Annotated in this window: 15 protein-coding genes; 7 read left to right on the top strand and 8 right to left on the bottom strand. The window is 45.7% G+C overall.

Features of this window, described 5'->3' with window-relative positions:
* The first annotated feature begins 103 nt into the window (after window positions 1-103).
* Window positions 104-988, top strand: a complete 885-nt coding sequence (metF, locus tag AB6E54_RS15205) for a methylenetetrahydrofolate reductase (protein ID WP_010435323.1) — start codon at window positions 104-106, stop codon at window positions 986-988.
* Window positions 989-1,117: 129 nt separating this feature from the next.
* On the opposite strand, the gene AB6E54_RS15200 is transcribed toward metF, so the two are convergent.
* The 3 genes from AB6E54_RS15200 to argE form a co-directional block, all read right to left on the bottom strand.
* Window positions 1,118-1,657, bottom strand: coding sequence for a PadR family transcriptional regulator (locus AB6E54_RS15200; RefSeq protein WP_010435321.1), 540 nt, complete (start codon window positions 1,655-1,657; stop codon window positions 1,118-1,120).
* Window positions 1,658-2,030: 373 nt separating this feature from the next.
* On the bottom strand, window positions 2,031-4,667 hold the full coding sequence (gene ppc, locus AB6E54_RS15195) for a phosphoenolpyruvate carboxylase (RefSeq protein WP_372107222.1): 2,637 nt from the start codon (window positions 4,665-4,667) through the stop codon (window positions 2,031-2,033).
* Between the two features lie 251 nt (window positions 4,668-4,918).
* The gene (gene argE / locus AB6E54_RS15190) at window positions 4,919-6,055 is read right to left on the bottom strand and encodes an acetylornithine deacetylase (protein ID WP_004729680.1); all 1,137 of its coding nucleotides are present in this window, start codon (window positions 6,053-6,055) and stop codon (window positions 4,919-4,921) included.
* A gap of 153 nt (window positions 6,056-6,208) precedes the next feature.
* Here argE and argC point away from each other — a divergent pair, with 153 nt between their 5' ends.
* The 4 genes from argC to argH all read left to right on the top strand — a co-directional run bounded on the left by argC (window position 6,209) and on the right by argH (window position 11,561).
* Complete coding sequence (gene argC / locus AB6E54_RS15185) at window positions 6,209-7,213, top strand: N-acetyl-gamma-glutamyl-phosphate reductase (RefSeq protein WP_017061139.1); 1,005 nt, start codon at window positions 6,209-6,211, stop codon at window positions 7,211-7,213.
* Window positions 7,214-7,225: 12 nt separating this feature from the next.
* The gene (argB, locus tag AB6E54_RS15180; protein WP_017061138.1) at window positions 7,226-8,014 is read left to right on the top strand and encodes an acetylglutamate kinase; all 789 of its coding nucleotides are present in this window, start codon (window positions 7,226-7,228) and stop codon (window positions 8,012-8,014) included.
* Between the two features lie 113 nt (window positions 8,015-8,127).
* Complete coding sequence (locus AB6E54_RS15175) at window positions 8,128-9,339, top strand: argininosuccinate synthase (RefSeq protein WP_017061137.1); 1,212 nt, start codon at window positions 8,128-8,130, stop codon at window positions 9,337-9,339.
* 347 nt (window positions 9,340-9,686) lie between these two features.
* Entirely contained in the window at window positions 9,687-11,561 is a 1,875-nt protein-coding gene (argH, locus tag AB6E54_RS15170) for an argininosuccinate lyase (RefSeq protein ID WP_017061136.1), read from the top strand.
* Between the two features lie 255 nt (window positions 11,562-11,816).
* Here the strand turns inward: argH and AB6E54_RS15165 are convergent, their stop codons facing one another.
* Window positions 11,817-12,065 (bottom strand): DUF3624 domain-containing protein, encoded by a 249-nt coding sequence (locus tag AB6E54_RS15165; protein ID WP_029235423.1) that lies wholly within the window; start codon window positions 12,063-12,065, stop codon window positions 11,817-11,819.
* Window positions 12,066-12,152: 87 nt separating this feature from the next.
* Here AB6E54_RS15165 and AB6E54_RS15160 point away from each other — a divergent pair, with 87 nt between their 5' ends.
* Window positions 12,153-12,500: a RidA family protein gene (locus AB6E54_RS15160; protein ID WP_004729674.1), complete on the top strand. Its 348-nt coding sequence runs from the start codon at window positions 12,153-12,155 to the stop codon at window positions 12,498-12,500.
* A gap of 324 nt (window positions 12,501-12,824) precedes the next feature.
* On the opposite strand, the gene AB6E54_RS15155 is transcribed toward AB6E54_RS15160, so the two are convergent.
* From AB6E54_RS15155 to AB6E54_RS15145, 3 genes are all read right to left on the bottom strand, one after another.
* The gene (locus AB6E54_RS15155) at window positions 12,825-14,291 is read right to left on the bottom strand and encodes a dihydrolipoyl dehydrogenase (protein WP_102370803.1); all 1,467 of its coding nucleotides are present in this window, start codon (window positions 14,289-14,291) and stop codon (window positions 12,825-12,827) included.
* Between the two features lie 275 nt (window positions 14,292-14,566).
* A complete protein-coding gene (locus AB6E54_RS15150) occupies window positions 14,567-15,295 on the bottom strand; it encodes a glutathione peroxidase (RefSeq protein WP_017061133.1) in 729 nt (242 codons plus the stop codon).
* 44 nt (window positions 15,296-15,339) lie between these two features.
* The gene (locus AB6E54_RS15145; protein ID WP_017096544.1) at window positions 15,340-15,519 is read right to left on the bottom strand and encodes a hypothetical protein; all 180 of its coding nucleotides are present in this window, start codon (window positions 15,517-15,519) and stop codon (window positions 15,340-15,342) included.
* On the opposite strand from AB6E54_RS15145, the gene oxyR reads away from it, so the two are divergent.
* Window positions 15,518-16,411 carry a DNA-binding transcriptional regulator OxyR gene (gene oxyR / locus AB6E54_RS15140; protein WP_017061132.1) on the top strand — a complete coding sequence of 298 codons (894 nt, stop codon included), beginning with the start codon at window positions 15,518-15,520 and terminating at the stop codon, window positions 16,409-16,411. The genes AB6E54_RS15145 and oxyR overlap by 2 nt on opposite strands.
* A 111-nt stretch (window positions 16,412-16,522) precedes the next feature.
* On the opposite strand, the gene AB6E54_RS15135 is transcribed toward oxyR, so the two are convergent.
* A complete protein-coding gene (locus AB6E54_RS15135; protein WP_032546261.1) occupies window positions 16,523-19,084 on the bottom strand; it encodes a penicillin-binding protein 1A in 2,562 nt (853 codons plus the stop codon).
* Between the last annotated feature and the right edge of the window lie 81 nt (window positions 19,085-19,165).

The following is a 19,165-nucleotide window of genomic DNA, read 5'->3' as shown; positions in this document are numbered from 1 at the left end:
TGACATTAAATCGTATTCAATACATTCTACAGACATATAGACGTCTAAACGTCGTTTAAGGATTTGAGTTTTTAGTGGTTGCTTTTGCCACAGGGAGAGTAAGATGGGATACACACACGCAGGCCATATCGACGCTTTAAATCAGAATATCGCTGAGCTTTCTGACAACATCAATGTGTCATTTGAGTTTTTTCCACCAAGCAGTGAGAAGATGGAAGAGACCTTGTGGAATTCTGTTCACCGTCTTAAAACACTCCAACCAAAATTTGTATCAGTAACCTACGGTGCAAACTCGGGTGAGCGTGATCGTACCCACTCAATTATTAAAGAAATTAAGAACCAAACAGGCCTAATTGCTGCACCACACTTAACGTGTATTGATGCTAGCCGTGAAGAGCTGATTCAAATTGCTGATGATTACTGGGCAAATGGCATTGAGAGCATTGTTGCGTTGCGTGGTGATATCCCAGCAGGCGGTGGCGCTCCAGATATGTATGCATCTGACTTGGTTGAGCTGCTTAAATCTCGCCACGACTTTGATATCTCTGTTGCAGCTTTCCCTGAGGTTCACCCTGAAGCAAAAAGTGCTCAATCAGACCTTATTAACTTGAAGCGTAAAGTGGATGCTGGCGCTAACCGTGCCATCACGCAATTCTTTTTTGATGTAGAAAGTTACTTACGTTTCCGTGATCGCTGTGTGGCGGCAGGTATCGATGTTGAAATCGTACCGGGCATCTTACCTGTTTCTAACTTCAAGCAGGCGTCTCGCTTTGCTGCGATGAATAACGTGAAAGTTCCGGGCTGGATGGCCAAGCAATTTGAAGGTTTGGATGATGATCCAACGACTCGCCAGTTAGTGGGTGCTAGTCAAGCGATCGATATGGTTCGTACGTTGAGCCGTGAAGGTGTGAAAGACTTCCACTTCTACACGCTAAACCGTGCAGAAATGACTTATGCACTTTGCCATACTTTGGGTGTTCGTCCATAAGTCGCTGCCTTGTAGTTAAGCTCAGGCTCGGATAAAAAGCCATCGGCTGTACCTCTCAAATCTTATAGATACAAAAAAGGCTTGGACTCTAAGAGTTCAAGCCTTTTGCTTTTCAGCTTCTAGCTTAACTTAAGCAAGAGCGCCAAGTTCAAGCAGTACTTCTTCAGCCCATACAATCCATGCTTCACGGATAAGTAGGTTACGACGAAGCGTTAGGCGTTCAAGGCGTGCTTGCTTGTCTAGCGTCGATGGCGTTGCGTAGTAAGCTGCTTCGATTTCTTTGTAGTGAGAAACCAGTTTGCGAGACTCTTCTACTAGCTCAGCAAGTTGTACGCGGTAAGCGTCAGAAGGTTGCACAGCACAAGCCATTAGCTTAGCTGAGAACTCGTCACGAACAGTTGGGTGTGCAGTTGGTTGTTCAAACCATTCACCTAGCGCGCCACGGCCTGCATCAGTGATAGAGTAAACTTTACGATCAGGTTTGCCTTCTTGAGGCTCAAGCACGCAAGTTACCTGGTCGTTCTGAGCCATTTTATTTAGCTCGCGGTAAACTTGTTGGTGGCTAGCTTTCCAGAAGTAACCAATGCTTGCGGAGAATTCTTTTGTGATATCGTAACCAGTAGCATCGCGTGTACTTAAAACGGTTAGAATTACGTGTGGTAATGACATGTCTGAAATCCAAATGGTAAACAGTAAACAAATACTTAAACAACAAGTGTGCTTCTAATGGCACGTTATATTGGTTATGTCTAAGTAGCACCAACTCATCGGTTGGTTATGTCACCTTACAAAGCCGTTTATCACCTAGGTTGACCAGTTTATTGGTCAAGTTGCTGCAGATTATTTTTTTGGAGTGTTTCCGCAGCGGAGCAGTAGTATATCTAAATAATAAGCATAAAGTAGAATACATGGACAAAATAACCCAAAAAACTGACAAAATACTCATTAATTGTTTTATGACAAAATAAAAAGGTCGCACATGGCGACCTTTTGTTCTTTTTTTAGAGGTAAATGCTACTTAGATTATAGTAGGGTTCGCTAATTAACCTGTATTTCGCATACCAGCAGCAATACCTGCAATCGTCACCATTAGTGCTTCTTCTAGCTCTGCTGGTGGTGTCTCACACTTACGAGTTCGGTAAAGCAGCTCTGCTTGAAGCATGTTTAGTGGCTCAACATAGATGTTACGTAGACGAATCGATTCAAGCCCCCAAGGGTCGCTTTGCATCAAGTTCTCGTTATTTTCTACATTCAGCACTGCTTTGATGTCTTTTTGCAGCTGTTCACGCAGTAATTCACCTAGAGGTAACAGTTCTTCGTCAACAAGACGTTGATCGTAGTACTTGGCAATTTCCATGTTGCACTTAGAGTACACCATTTCTAGCATGCCAAGGCGAGTCGAGAAGAATGGCCATTCACGACACATCTCTTCAAGTAGCGCTTGATGGCCTTGGTCTACTGAGTATTGAATCGCTTCACCAGCGCCTAACCATGCAGGAAGAACTAAACGGTTTTGGCTCCAAGAGAAGATCCACGGAATTGCACGTAGGCTTTCTACGCCTCCGTTCGGGTTGCGTTTTGCAGGGCGAGAACCAAGAGGTAGTTTACCTAGCTCCAGTTCAGGCGTCGCTTGACGGAAGTAAGGTACGAATTTCTCTTCACCACGAACCACGTTGCGGTAAGCCTCGCAAGAGACTTGAGACAGAACTTCCATTAGGTCGCGCCACTCTTGTTTTGGCTCAGGTGGCGGCAGAAGGTTCGCTTCTAGAATCGCACTTGCGTATAAGTTGAAACTGTTTACGGCAACATCTGGTAGGCCAAGCTTAAAGCGGATCATTTCGCCTTGTTCTGTTACACGTAAGCCGCCTTTTAAGCTCTTAGGTGGCTGAGAAAGTAGGGCTGCGTGCGCTGGAGCACCACCACGACCAACCGTACCACCACGACCGTGGAATAGAGTCAGCTCAATGCCTTCTTCTTCACAAACCTTAACTAGCTTGTCCATTGCGTCATACTGAGCCCAACCTGCAGACATTACGCCAGCATCTTTTGCTGAGTCAGAGTATCCGATCATTACCATTTGGTGGTTTTGGATAAAGCCACGGTACAAGTCGATGCTCATTAGCTGTTTCATTACGGCTTCTGAGTTGTTCAAATCGTCTAGCGTTTCGAACAATGGACAAACGTCCATGCGGTACGGGCAACCACATTCTTGCAGAAGCAAATGAACAGCCAATACATCAGAGGCTGTACGAGCCATTGAGATTACGTAAGCGCCGAAGGCTTCACGAGGTTGAGCTGCAATTACCTTACAGGTGTCTAAAACCTCTTTAACCTGTTCAGATGGCTCCCAATCGCGTGGTAGCAGTGGGCGTTTAGAGCTTAATTCATTGGTTAAGAAAGCAATCTTGTCTTGCTCGTTCCATTGGTCGTAGTCGCCAATGCCTAGGTAGCGAGTCAGTTCAGACAGTACATCTGAGTGACGAGTACTTTCTTGACGAACATCGAGACGAACTAGGTGTACACCGAACGCTTTTAGGCGGCGCAGAGTATCAAGCAGAGAACCGTCTGCGATTACGCCCATGCCACATTCGTGCAGCGATTGGTAACATGCGTAAAGCGGTGTCCAAAGTTGCTCGATGTTCTGTAGTGTTTCTTTCTTCGGAACCTCTGTGTCATGCAATTTTGCATCCAGCACTTCTAGCGTGTTGTTCAGTAGAGTGCGTAGGTTCTTCAGGATTGCACGGTAAGCTTCGTGTTCATCACCTGCTAGCTCACGAACGGCATCATTACACTTAGTCATCGACAGTTCGGTAATCAGCTCGTTTACGTCGCCTAAGTAAAGATCGGCAGCTTTCCAACGAGATAGGCGCAGAACTTCCTTAGTGATGGTGTGCGTTACGAATGGGTTGCCATCGCGGTCACCGCCCATCCAAGATGAGAAGTGTACTGGGCGTGCATCGATCGGCAGGCCTTCACCAAGATAACCTTTTAGTCGGCCATCCATTTCACGTAGGAAGTCAGGAACGGCTTCCCATAGAGAGTTTTCTACAACCGCAAAGCCCCACTTAGCTTCATCAAGTGGCGTTGGGCGTTGTTGACGAATCACATCTGAGTGCCAACCTTGAGCGATCAGTTGCTCTAGGCGGCGTTCGGTTTTCACGCGCTCTTTGTGTGATAGGTCGCTTAATTCTAATTTAGACAGACACTCGTTGATCTTAACTAGCTTGTTGATCATGGTGCGACGAGTGATTTCTGTTGGGTGTGCAGTCAGAACGAGTTCAATGTTCAGGTCGCGAACGGCTTGAGCCGCGTCTAGCTTGCTGATGTCATTCTGGTTTAATTTGGAAAATAGAGATTGCAGCACGTCTGGTTCACAAACATGCTCCTCACAGTGGCGAGAGATGGTGTGGTACTGCTCTGCCATGTTGGTGAGGTTGAGAAATTGGTTAAATGCACGAGCAACAGGAGTGAGTTGTTCGTTCGGCAGGTTTTTGATTTCTTCAACTAGGCTGTCACGGTCAGCTTTGTTGCCTGCGCGGGCGGATTTGGAAAGTTTACGGATAGTCTCCACTTTCTCTAAGATAACGTCACCATGTGCATCTTGGATTGTGTTACCTAGCAAGCGTCCCAGCATGCTTACGTTACTCTTGAGAGCGGCGTATTTCTCGTTCATTGTCATCCTGCCTCGTAAAAAAATTACATCCATTGTTCCTTGTTAAGTACACAATCTAGCGAAAAGTGCTGTATCTAGTCAAATAAAGCATTCTAAGTTTGCAATTATTAGTTTTCGAAATGCGGGAGAAGTAAATTTTCCAAGACTTCGGAATAAAGTGAAATTTAATTACAAGATCAGGCTTTGGCTGGGATAACAGAATAAAAGCCACCTTTTCGGGTAGCTTTTATACGAAAATATTGGAAGAAAAGTAATAACTAGAAACAATATTTGCGGATCGACTTACTCAGAACATCAATCGTTGGATCGATAAAATCGAAGCTTAGGAACTCATCTGGTTGGTGAGCTTGGTCGATTGAGCCCGGCCCCAGCACTAAGGTTGGGCAAAGTTCTTGAAGGAAAGGTGCCTCAGTGCAGTAGTTGACGGTTTGCGATTCAATCTCACAAACGGATTCCATGCCACCAATAAATGGATGGTCGTGTTGGCACTCATAACCTGGGATAGGTTCGTGCAGTGGCGTAATCTCGATTCTGCCCGGCCATTTTGCTTCCACTTCTTTAAGTGCGCTGCGCAGCATGTTATCCAAGCCATCTAGGCTGATACCTGGCAAAGGACGCACATCATAGTGCAGCTCACAGCAACCACAGATACGGTTGGCACTGTCGCCACCATGGATATGGCCAAGGTTTAGAGTGGGGCTTGGAATTGCGAAACCCGGGTGGTGATACTCTTTGACTAGCTTGTCACGCAGTTGCATTAAAGCGAACAACACTTCATGCATGATCTCGATGGCGTTGACACCTAATGCAGGATCAGAAGAGTGACCTGATTTACCCGTTACTCGCACAGCGTTAGCAACATGGCCTTTATGGCCACGAATCGGCACAAGGCTGGTTGGCTCACCAATAATGCAGTAATCCGGTTTAAACGGTGCATTTTCAGTGAAATGACGCGCACCCAGCATGGTGGTCTCTTCGTCACAGGTTGCCAATACATATAGCGGCTTGGTCTGTTTGCTCCAATCCATCTTCTTTGCCGCTTCATAAACGAAAGCGAAAAAGCCTTTCATATCGGCTGTGCCTAATCCATAGAAGCGATTGTTGTGTTCTGTTAGTGCGTGAGGGTCAAAGTTCCAACGTCCTTCATCAAATGGCACTGTGTCGCTGTGTCCTGCGAGTAGCAAGCCACCTTCGCCCGATCCCATCTTAGCGACCATATTATGCTTGCCGGGTTCGACTTCCACGACTTCAACGCTAAAGCCTACGTCTTTAAACCATTGAGCCATTTTTTCGATCACTTTCTCGTTGCCATGATCCCAGCTTGGATCGGTCGAGCTAATAGAGTCTGTGGAAATTAGGCCTTTGTAGACCTCAAGAAAACTCGGTAATTGCATAATAACTTCACTTCTACTATTGACAGGAAAACCATAAGTCGGTAAAACACATATTAAATCATATTTAATGCATAAGAAATCAAATAAAGCTAAAAATTAAGTATGAATAGTCAAATTTGAAATGTAACTTACCTCAAAAATGGATGTGTTGAGATGTTGAAAACCACGATCATTGGCGCAAGCGGCTACACAGGAGCAGAACTGGCTCTAATGATAAACAGACACCCTGAGCTCACGCTATCAGGTTTATATGTCTCAGCCAATAGTGTAGACGCAGGTAAACCTATTGCGGCACTGCACGGTAAGTTAGCTGGCTTGATTGATATGCCAGTACAACCTTTAACAAATCCGGAAGAAGTAGCTAAACAATCTGATGTGATTTTCTTAGCAACGGCACACGAGGTTAGTCACGACCTAGCGCCAATTTTTCTAGAGAACGATTGCCAAGTCTTCGACCTATCGGGTGCATTCAGAGTTAAAGGCGAAAACTTCTATCAAGAGTTTTACGGTTTTGAACATCAACACGAACAATGGCTAGACAAAGCGGCTTACGGTTTAGCTGAGTGGAACGAACAAGAAATTAAAGAAGCTCAGCTTGTCGCTGTCGCGGGTTGTTACCCAACCGCATCACAACTGGCGATTAAGCCTTTGGTTGAAGCCAAGTTACTGGATGAAAACCAATGGCCAGTGATTAACGCAACCAGCGGTGTGACTGGTGCAGGCCGCAAGGCGACGATGGTCAACAGCTTCTGCGAAGTGAGCTTGCAAGCTTATGGTGTATTCAATCACCGTCATCAACCTGAAATGGCTGCACATTTAGGATGTGATGTGATTTTTACCCCGCACCTCGGCAACTTTAAGCGTGGCATTTTGGCAACCATTACCATGAAATTGGCTGAAGGCGTGACAGAACAACAGATACAAGATGCCTTCGAGCAAGCTTACCAAGGTAAACCTGCGGTGAGATTACTCGAAGAGACATTGCCAAGAATTCAAGATGTAGAGCAGACGCCTTTCTGCGACTTAGGTTGGAAGGTTCAAGGTCATCACATCATCGTTGTTTCAGCGATTGATAACTTATTAAAGGGTGCATCTAGCCAAGCGATGCAGTGTTTGAATTTACGTTATGGTTTTGCGCCATTAACTGCGTTAGTGTAAGGAAATCTAGATATGAGCCTTAATAATCAACCATTAATCATAAAGTTAGGTGGCGCTGCGCTATCTTGTGGTGAAACACTTAGCAAGTTATTTGGTGCTATCTCTGCTTACCAACAACAGGCACAACGACCAATCGTGATTGTTCACGGCGGCGGTTACCTTGTTGATGATTTGATGAATAAGTTGAACCTCGAAACCGTTAAGAAAGAAGGGCTACGTGTTACTCCTTATGATCAGATCCCAGTGATCGCTGGTGCATTAGCGGGCACGGCGAATAAATTACTTCAAGGTCAGGCGATTAAAGACGGTATCAATGCCGTTGGTTTAAGCCTAGCAGACGGTGGTTTATGCAAAGTGAGCGAACTGAACCCTGAACTGGGGGCGGTAGGAAAAGCGGAGCCGGGCGACTCAACCGTTCTGCAAGCGATTCTTAATGCGGGCGCACTGCCTATCATTAGCTCGATTGGTCTGACTGAGCAAGGCCAACTGATGAACGTCAATGCCGACCAAGCTGCGGTTGCCGTTGCAGGCGCACTTGATGCTGAACTGGTACTGCTTTCTGATGTAAGTGGTGTGTTGGATGGCAAAGGTCACCTCATTCCAAGCCTTAATCAACAACAAGCTGATGACCTTATTACAGGCAAAGTGATTACCGACGGCATGATCGTTAAGGTTCAAGCCGCACTAGAAGCCGCTAACGACCTTGGACGACCAATCGAAGTTGCCACTTGGCGATACCCAGAAAAGCTAACACAACTGTTTTCAGGTAAAAGCATAGGAACACAGTTTTTACCTCAGTAGGTTTCACAACGAGTCACTACTTAAAGAATTTAGACAAATTAAATAAACATATAATTATGAAGTCATTTCCAACGCTGACCGCCATGTGCAGTATGGAAACTAGGAGAAAGAAAATGAGCAAAGTTAACGTAAAGAAAGTTGTAGTAGCCTACTCTGGCGGTCTAGACACATCAGTAATCATTCCATGGTTGAAAGAGAACTATGACTGTGAAGTGGTTGCGTTTGTTGCGGATGTTGGTCAAGGCGATGAAGAGTTGATTGGTATCGAAGAGAAAGCAAAAGCTTCTGGTGCATCTGAGTGTTACATCGCAGACCTTAAAGAAGAGATGGTTGCTGACTACATCTACCCAACGCTGAAAACGGGCGCTTACTACGAAGGTAAATACCTACTAGGTACGTCGATGGCGCGTCCAATCATCGCGAAAGCACAGGTTGAAGTCGCACGTAAAGTAGGTGCAGACGCACTGTGTCACGGCTGTACTGGTAAAGGTAATGACCAAGTTCGTTTTGAAGGCGCATTTGCTGCACTAGCACCTGATCTACACGTAATTGCACCATGGCGTGAATGGGATCTAGTGAGTCGTGAAGAGTGTCTAGATTACCTGGCTGAGCGTAACATCCCTTGTACGGCTTCTCTTACTAAGATTTACTCGCGTGATGCAAACGCATGGCACATCTCAACAGAAGGCGGCGTTCTAGAAAACACATGGAATGCACCTAACGAAGATTGCTGGGCTTGGACTGTAGACCCTGAGCAAGCGCCAAACGAATCTGAAACAGTGACGCTTAAAGTTGAAAAAGGCGAAGTGGTTGCGGTTGATGGCGAAACAATGACGCCATACAACGCACTGGTTTACCTAAACGAGAAAGGTGCTAAGCACGGTGTTGGTCGTATCGATATCGTAGAGAACCGTCTTGTTGGCATGAAGTCTCGTGGTTGTTACGAAACTCCGGGTGGCACAATCATGATGGAAGCACTGCGTGCAGTAGAGCAACTGGTTCTTGATAAAGCGGCATTCGAATTCCGTGAAGAGCTCGGTGTTAAGGCTTCTCACCTTGTATACGATGGTCGTTGGTTCACTCCACTATGTAAGTCAATCCTTGCCGCGACAGAAGAGCTAGCACAAGACGTGAATGGTGAAGTGGTTATCAAGCTTTACAAAGGCCATGCAACGGTGACTCAGAAGCGTTCTGACAACAGCCTGTACTCAGAAGAGTTTGCAACCTTTGGTGAAGATGAAGTTTACGACCAAAGCCATGCTGAAGGCTTCATCCGCCTTTACTCGCTATCAAGCCGTATCCGTGCTTTGAATAGCCAAAAGTAATCCTAACAATGAGTTAGTGAGCTAGCCTTTGATGAAAGATTGAAGGTTAGTAAACAGACATTATTATGCAAAGCCCATTCACTATTGATTAGTGAGTGGGCTTTTTACTTTCTATTTGCCTAATAAATCAGCTTCGGTTTTTCCTATCGGATGGCATATAATTCGCGCTCCACGCTAAAAATAATCAATGGATTGAACTGTTGGTGAATAAATATGTGAAAATAATGAATTAATACTTTATTTTCATTTTGAATTGCCGTAAGTTTAAACCATCAGAAAAATACTGAATCTTAATCAGAATTATCATTTGCAAAAACAGTGAGCACTGTGCAATTAGGAGATACACAATGGCATTATGGGGCGGTAGATTTACCCAAGCAGCAGACACCCGGTTCAAAGATTTTAACGATTCTCTTCGTTTTGATTACCGATTGGCTGAGCAAGACATTGTGGGCTCAATTGCCTGGTCTAAAGCTCTACTGTCGGTCAACGTATTAACAGAAGAAGAGCAACAGAAGCTTGAGTTAGCGCTGAATGAGCTAAAACTTGAGGTGATGGAAGATCCTGAACAGATTCTACGTTCTGATGCAGAAGATATTCACAGCTGGGTTGAGCAGCAACTTATCGGCAAAGTCGGTGACTTGGGCAAAAAACTTCACACTGGCCGTTCTCGTAACGACCAAGTGGCGACAGACCTGAAACTATGGTGTCGTCAGCAAGGTAACCAACTGCTACTGGCATTGGATCGCCTACAAAGCCAAATGGTGAACGTTGCTTCTCAGCATCAAGAAACCGTGCTTCCTGGCTACACTCACTTACAACGTGCTCAGCCGGTAACTTTTGCTCACTGGTGCTTGGCTTACGTTGAAATGCTTGAGCGTGATTATTCACGTTTGAATGATGCGATTAAGCGTCTAGACACATGTCCGCTGGGTTCTGGTGCCCTTGCTGGAACAGCTTACCCGATGGACCGTGAAGAGTTAGCTCACAACTTAGGTTTCCGTCGTGCAACGCGCAACTCTCTAGATTCAGTTTCTGACCGCGACCATGTGATGGAGCTAATGTCGATTGCTTCTATCTCTATGCTTCACCTTTCGCGTCTTGCAGAAGATATGATTTTCTACAACTCAGGTGAATCAAACTTCATCGAGTTAGCGGATACCGTGACGTCAGGTTCATCTCTGATGCCACAAAAGAAAAACCCAGATGCGCTAGAGCTTATCCGTGGCAAAACTGGCCGTGTTTACGGTTCATTAGCGGCAATGATGATGACAGTAAAAGCTCTGCCTTTGGCGTACAACAAAGACATGCAAGAAGATAAAGAAGGTCTGTTCGACGCTTTAGATACTTGGAATGATTGTATGGAAATGGCAGCACTCTGTTTTGACGGCATTAAAGTGAACGGCGAACGTACACTTGAAGCCGCGAAACAAGGCTACGCGAACTCAACTGAATTGGCTGATTACCTAGTAGCGAAAGGGATTCCTTTCCGTGAAGCTCACCATATTGTTGGTGTGACGGTAGTGGCGGCGATTGCTAAAGGCTGTGCATTAGAAGAATTAACCATCGCAGAGATGAAAGAGTTCTCTGAGGTGATTGAGGAAGATGTGTATGACATCCTGACCATTGAATCGTGTCTTGAAAAACGTAGCGCGCTAGGCGGTGTATCTCCACAGCAAGTGGCTTACGCGGTTGACCAAGCTGAGAAACGTTTATCACAGCGTGATACGTCCATCGTCAAGGTTCGTCCTGCTCGTCTGACCGATATTGAAGCGTTGGAAGGTATGGTCGCTTACTGGGCGAACATGGGTGAAAACCTACCTCGTTCTCGTAATGAACTGGTGCGTGATATTGGCTCGTTTGCGGTCGCAGAGCATCATGGTGAGGTGACAGGTTGTGCATCACTCTATGTGTATGACTCTGGCCTAGCGGAAATCCGTTCACTGGGTGTCGAAGCTGGCTGGCAAGGTCAAGGGCAGGGTACCGCAATTGTGCAGCACTTGGTTGAGAAAGCGCGACAAATGGCCATCAAGAAGGTGTTTGTGCTGACTCGTACTCCAGAGTTCTTTATGAAGCATGATTTCTTACCAACATCGAAATCTCTGCTGCCTGAGAAGGTACTGAAAGATTGTGACCAGTGTCCTCGTCAACATGCGTGTGATGAAGTGGCATTGGAAGTGAACTTGGTAGAGCAGATAATTGCTAAGGTTAATGTTGCATAAGGCATTGATTTTATAGCTCCTAAAAAAAAGATCAAAAATCTGATCTTTTTTGGGAACAAACTAAGAAAAGCCCGGTCTATTAAAGTACCACTGCTTTTTCTTAGAATTTTCTAAGAAAGCCCTAGAATCGATTGGTTCTGGGGCTTTTTTCTATCTGCTGTTCGGGAAATGACAATAGCTCGAAAATTATGATGAATTATCGGATTGTTTAGCCCTGTCTCTAATCACTACTCTTTATCCAATAAAGACTTCCAGCTAACGTTTTTTGCCCTTTAACGGTAGCACCACAAACTTCATGACCCAATGCAACGACAGCAAGCCACTGAACGCGAAAGCGGCCATCATCAACGCGATGGCATTGATGGTTTTTGGGTCTTCTCTGAAAAACAGCCACCATACTCCCCAACTCAAAATCGACAACACCATCAGCTGATTCATGCAACGCTGGCAGCGACCGAGTTTGTTACGGATTTTTTCACTTTTATTGCAATGAATGCATGTCATCTTGGGTTTGATTCGCGTTATGCTTGTTGCCCTGATAATAACACGTCACAAGATATTGGATCACGGTGACACAGAGAGAGAAAGTCGATGATTGAGCGCCAAGAAACCAAGCAACGTATGAGCCGTATTGTTAAACACAACGGTACTATCTACCTATGTGGCCAAGTTTGTGCTGATGCAACTAAAGACATCACTGAACAAACTCAAACCATGTTAGATAAAGTAGAAGCGCTACTTGAGCAAGCAGGCAGCGACAAAGAGCACATGCTGTCAGCAACGATTTACTTGAAAGACATGAAAGACTTCCAAGAAATGAATGCAGTGTGGGATGCATGGGTACCAGAAGGTCACGCTCCAGCTCGCGCATGTGTGACTGGCGACATGGCTCGCGAAGCGCTACTTGTTGAGATCTCTGTGATTGCTGCTGAGAAGTAATTGCTTAAAGCTTTTAGTGACGCAATGGCTTCAAGAGATTCCAGATACCTCGTCCCTCGGTTCTGGAATGACGAGTTTAGTTTTGGTTTAGCTGATGCGTCACTTTGGTCTGCTTCAGCTTAGATGCGTTTTTAAAACGACCATCACACTGATTGGCTTCGGCTCAGATGTGTGTTAAAAGTTACGTCATTCCCGTTAGCGACGAAGGAGCGTAATCGGGAATCTATAGTTTGCTCGTTGCCAAAAACAAAAAGGAAAGCCAATGGCTTTCCTTTTTAGTATCTAACGTTTGTTAACTGCTAATTGACTGGCGCTAGTCTGAGATTAACAACCAGGGCCACAATCTAGGCAGTGTTTCACCATCTCTGGGCCTAGGTGCAGTTTCGCATTCAGGTCACGTAGGGCAGTTCGTACACCCTCTTCGATTACTGGGTGGTAGAACGGCATGTCTAGCATCTCAGAAACCGTCATCTTGTTCTGGTGTGCCCATGCTAACAAGTGAGCCAAGTGTTCTGCGTTTGGTCCCATCATCTCAGCACCAAGGAAGCGGCCTGTACCTTGCTCGCCGTATACGTGCAGAATACCTTTGTTGCGCAGCATCACTCGAGAACGACCTTGGTTTTCGAAAGACACTTCACCCGTTGCGAAACAGCCACATGTGCCCAAGCGTGTGGTGATCTCTTTGTAGGTTTCACCAACCATCGCGATTTGCGGGTCAGAGAATACTGCCGAGATTTTAGAGCGGCGTAGGCCTGCACGAATCTCTGGGAAGCGACCTGCATTGTCACCCGCAATACGAGCTTGGTCTGCTGCTTCATGCAGTAGAGGCAGTTGGTTACTCGCATCACCAGCGATAAATATTGATGGTAGTGATGTTTGTAGCGTGTAGTGGTCTGCGATTGGCACACCACGTTCATCAAGCTCTAGAGAGGTATTCTCTAAGCCAAGCTTGTCAGTGTTAGGGCGACGACCTGTTGCTGCTAGTACGTATTCAACGACGTTAGTTTCTAATTCACCTTGTTTATTGATGAACTGGATTTCGACACGTGGCTCACCCGATTCAGTGGTAATGCGCTTCATGCTTTCGATTTTCACGTCGGCATCGAGATAGAACTCTTCATTGAAAGCTTTATCTGCATAAGCCATGATCTCTGGATCAGTTACTGGGCCAACTTGACCACCCAAACCGAACAGTTTGGTCTTCACACCTAAGCGGTGCAGTGACTGACCAAGCTCAAGACCAATAACACCAGGGCCAAATACCGCAACCGATTCTGGTAAATCATCCCAGCTGAACACGTCGTCGTTAATGATCAGGCGATCGCCAAGCTCATTCCAAACGGCAGGGTATGCAGGGCGAGAACCGGTCGCGATAACAATACGCTTAGCGGTGACAACCGTGTGGTCATCAATTTGTAGCGTGTTATCGTCTAAGAATTTTGCGTAACCAGAGATCTTGTCTTGCTCTGGGATTTCATCAACGCCTTCTAAAACAAAACCAACAAAACGGTCACGCTCAAACTTCACTCGCTCCATCACTTCACGACCGTTAATCACGATATCGCCTTGTGGGTGAACGCCAAAAGCCGGAGCTTTCTCGATTTGGTGTACGCTTTCTGCAGCTGCAATAAGCAGTTTAGATGGCATACAACCAACGCGAGCACAGGTAGTACCGTAAGGGCCGCCTTCAATCATCACGACACTGTCAGTGTGTGCTTTTGCAGCGCGGTAAGAACCTAGACCTGCCGTACCGCCCCCGATAACTGCTACATCTACATTGACTTGTTTCATAATAATTTTCTCGCAATGGCTGAATTTAGTTTGAACGAACCCCTCCAACTCTGGTGATTTTTTTGAGAGTCAGGATAACGGGTCAGTTTTGTGATTCTGTTTTATTAGGTTTAGCTTGTGACTCTGCTTTTATTGCTAACTATAGGTTAGTAAAAGACAGGCGAGTCACCAGCTATATTCTTTTTCCCAAAACTCAGATAAGAGTGTTTGGAATAGCTAACCCACAAGAGGGTGGGTTAGCTGATACTTCTAAGCCTATATCGGCGATGAAGCGATTAGCCTAGGAAAGTTTCTAGTTCTTCACTACCACCGATGTGTTTGCCACCGATGAATACTTGAGGAACGGTAGTGCGACCAGAGATTGCACGTAGGCTTACTGTTGTTGCATCTTTACCTAGAACCACTTCTTCGTAGTTCAGACCTTTGTCGATTAGGTTCTGTTTTGCTTTCATACAGAAAGGACAGCCTGGCTTAGTGAATACTGTGATTGACTCTTGCTCTTTGTGCTCAGGAGCAAGGTAGTTAAGCATAGTATCTGCATCAGAAACCTTGAACGGGTCGCCTGGTACGTCTTCTTCGATGAACATTTTTTCTACCACGCCGTTTTTAACCAGCATGCTGTAACGCCATGAACGTTTGCCGAAGCCGATGTCGTTTTTCTCAACTAGCATACCCATGCCGTCTGTGAAATCACCGTTACCATCTGGGATGAATGTGATGTTTTCCGCTTCTTGGTCTGCTTTCCAAGCGTTCATTACGAATGTGTCGTTTACTGAAACACACAGAATGTCATCAACACCGTTTTCTTTGAATACAGAGTGTAGCTCGTTGTAACGAGGTAGGTGGCTTGACGAACATGTTGGCGTAAACGCACCTGGTAGGCTGAATACGATAACTGTCTTGTCTTTGAATAGCTCTTCAGTAGTTACGTTAACCCATGCATCACCTTGGCGAGTTGGGAATGTTACTTGAGGGATTGATTGACCTTCTTTAGATGCAAACATATTGATTTCCTTAAATAGTATTTTTAATTTTGTTCTATCAGAGCTTAACGTTTTTCTTCGCTCTGTTTCGTTTCGTTGAGCCCATTATTAGATAAATCCTTTGATAGCTCTAATCGTTTGATGTTATGGTTTTGATAGGTAAATTCTATCAAGAGCATTTTTCTTTTAAATGTTTCTATTAGAACCCTTGTTCTTATTAAAACCTGAGGTAAGAGACTGATCATGAACATTCGTGACTTTGAATACTTGGTGGCGCTCGCAGAGCATAAACACTTCCGAAAAGCGGCAGAAGCGTGCTTTGTCAGTCAGCCGACACTAAGCGGTCAAATACGCAAACTCGAAGATGAAATTGGACTTCAGTTAACCGAGCGTAGTCCAAGGAAGGTGATATTTACAGAATCAGGGTTACAACTTGTTGAACAAGCCAAGCGTATTCTCAATGAAGTGAAAACTTTTAAAGATATGGCGAGTGGACACGGTGAAGCGATGACGGGGCCAATGCACATTGGTTTTATTCCAACCGTGGGTCCTTACATCTTGCCTAAGATTGTTCCTCATCTTAAAGAGAGCTTCCCAGATCTTGAGCTTTACCTGCATGAAGCTCAGACCCATCAGTTAGTGAGCCAACTTGAAGATGGCAAGCTTGATTGCTTAGTACTGGCTGCGGTTGATGAAACGGCGGTGTTCAAAGAGATCGATGTGTATGACGAGCCGTTAAGTGTTGCCGTTCCATGTGACCACGAGTGGGCTCAGCAAGACACTGTCGATATGCTGCAGCTAAATGGACAAACCGTACTTGCGCTAGGTGACGGTCACTGTTTGAGAGACCAAGCCTTGGGCTTCTGTTTTGCTGCGGGCGCCAAAGATGATGAGCGCTTTAAGGCAACCAGCTTAGAAACGCTGCGTAACATGGTCGCGGCGGGGGCGGGGATTACCTTGCTTCCTCAGCTATCGGTGCCGAAAGAGAAGCAGAAAGACGGTGTGTGTTACGTACCTGCTGTGAATCCAACACCTTCACGTCGCATTGTTGTTGCCTACCGTCCGGGCTCTCCATTGAAGGGACGTTTCGAGCAATTGGCTGAGACGATTCGAACTCAACTGGAGAAGACGGCTTAGCGCTTGAATTTAGAGCCTAGTCTGGTCAGATATAGATATAAAAAAAGGGTTGATATGAATGCATATCAACCCTTTTTGTTGGTTCATGTTACTAGGTTCTACAAACCTTAGTTAGAACAGTTCTTCTACTGCTTCACCTGATGAGGTTGAGTAGATGTCATCATTGAAACGTTCAGTGATGTACTCGGTTGGCTCTGTGCCTTTCTCGAAGTACTCGAACATTGATGAGCTATCGAACTTGTTGGTCAGTAAGCCAGTTTCACGGTCGATTCGAACACGGACGATGTTCTCCGGAATTTCTTTACGCTCAGCAGGAACACCCGCTAACGCCGTACCCATAAAATCAACCCATGCAGGTTCTGCTGTTTTCGCGCCAGCTTCTGCACCAGTAATCTGATTTTTACCAAGGTTCGAGTTCGCTTTAGTACGGCCTAGGTTTCGGTTGTGGTTATCAAAACCAACCCATACCGTAGCCACCATGCCAGGGCCGTAGCCGCTGTACCAAGTATCTTTAGAATCGTTGGTGGTACCCGTTTTTCCGCCAATGTCACGACGCTTCAACGGTTGTGCACGCCAACCAGTACCGTTCCAACCAGTGCCAGCGCTCCAATCACCGCCACCCCAGATGTTGCTGTACATCATTTCACGAACAAGGAATGCGTTCTGTTCAGAGATAACTTGAGGTGCGTATTGTACTTTGGCATCCACATCTTGCTCTGCAAACTCATCAGCCATTGGGTCTGATGTCATTTGCTGTTGGCAATCGTCTTTACAAACCACTTTTGGTGTCGCTTCAAATTCAGTCTCACCAAATGGTGTCTCAATGCGACTGATGTAGAAAGGTTCAACGTAGTAGCCGCCATTAGCGAATACTGAGTAACCTTGAGCTACTTTCATTGGCGTTAAGCTACCCGCACCCAGAGCAATGGTTTCAGAGCGCGGAACTTCATCAATATCAAAGCCAAATCGAGTTAGGTAGTTACGAGTATCATCTAGACCTACTTCGCGCAGTACACGTACCGCCATTACGTTTTTAGACTGAGCTAAGCCAATACGTAAACGAGTTGGACCCACGTAAGTCGGTGGCGAGTTCTTTGGTCGCCATGCGGTACCTTGGCTCTTATCCCATTGGTTAATCGGTGCATCGTTGATCAGTGAGGCTAGCGTTAAGCCTTTCTCAATCGCTGCTGAGTAGATAAAGGGTTTGATACCAGAACCCACCTGACGAATAGATTGCGTTGCACGGTTGAACTTGTTGTGGACAAAGTTAAAGCCACCGACCATCGACAATACCGCGCCGTTGTTCGGGTTCATTGCAACAAATGCTGTGTTCGCATTCGGTACTTGGCTTAGTCGCCATACAATCGGTGTTTCTGATTCTGCAGTCGCTGACTCTTCTGTCGGCTCTTCAGAGACTTCATCGCCGGTAACGGCTTCATGGCGAACCCAGATTTGTTCACCAACCGCCAGAATTTCTTTCGCTTGAGAAGGCGCTGGTCCTTGGCGGTTATCCGTTAGGAATTTACGCGCCCAGTTCATGCCTTGCCATTCGATAGTGCCTTCACCTTGGTTCTTAACCCAAATTTGAGCACTTTTCGAATCAACCGCGGTAACAACAGCAGGGACTAGGTCACCATAGGTTGGTTGAGACTTAAGGTGTTTAACGATTTGTTCTTGATCCCACGCTGATTGCGCAGTCTGCCACAATACTTTTTCAGCACCACGGTAGCCGTGACGCTCATCGTAGCCAAGTAGGTTCTTAATTGCGGCTTGGTTCGCTGCTTTTTGCAGTTTCGAATCAACGGTCGTGTAGACCTTCATGCCTGATGTATAAGCTTCTTCACCATAGCGTTCCACCATCCAAGCACGTGCAACTTCAGCAACATATGGCGCGCTCAGTTCGATCTCTGCACCGTGGTATTTCGAGATAAGCTCTTCGCTACGAGCGTCATCGAACTCTGCTTGAGTGATGTATTTCTCGTCTAACATACGACGCAATACAACGTTACGACGGTTAGTCGCGCGCTCAACAGAGTAAATAGGGTTCATTGTCGAAGGTGCTTTTGGCATACCCGCAAGGGTCGCAATTTCACTCAGCGTGAGATCAGGAAGATCTTTACCGAAGTAAACACGTGCTGCCGCGCCAAAACCATACGAACGGTGACCAAGGAAGATCTTGTTGACGTAAAGCTCCATGATCTCTTCTTTACTAAGAAGTTGCTCAATGTGGATCGCAATGAAGATCTCTTTGATCTTACGCATAATCTTTTTCTCATTAGATAAGAAGAAGTTACGCGCAAGCTGCTGAGTAATGGTACTAGCACCTTGTTTGGCTGAACCCGACATTGCAACCACGAGTGCTGCACGTGTGATACCGATTGGGTCAATACCTGGGTGTTCATAGAAACGGCTATCTTCGGTGGCAATCAGAGCCTCAACTAAGTGGCGAGGAATCTCGTCATAAGTGACTGGATTACGACGCTTTTCACCAAATTGAGAGATCAGCTTACCGTCTTGACTGAAGACTTGCATCGGCGTTTGGAGTTCTACGTCGCGCAAAGTGGCAACATCAGGCAACTCTGGTTTTACGTAAAAATAAAACCCGAAAATTGTACTGACTCCAAGAATCATGCAAATCAATGTAAATATGAATAATCGCTTTATGAACTTCACCGGATAATCCCTGATTAGTTAAGGCTGATAAGCAGCAAACCCTTGTACTCTAGGCTAAAAACTTAGCTTTCGTTTATTAAC

Source organism: Vibrio sp. 10N.247.311.49 (genome assembly GCF_041467655.1).
GTDB classification, from domain to species: Bacteria; Pseudomonadota; Gammaproteobacteria; order Enterobacterales; family Vibrionaceae; genus Vibrio; species Vibrio crassostreae_C.
Note: the sequence above shows the minus strand (reverse complement) of the source record. Positions and strands in the feature narration are given on the sequence as shown.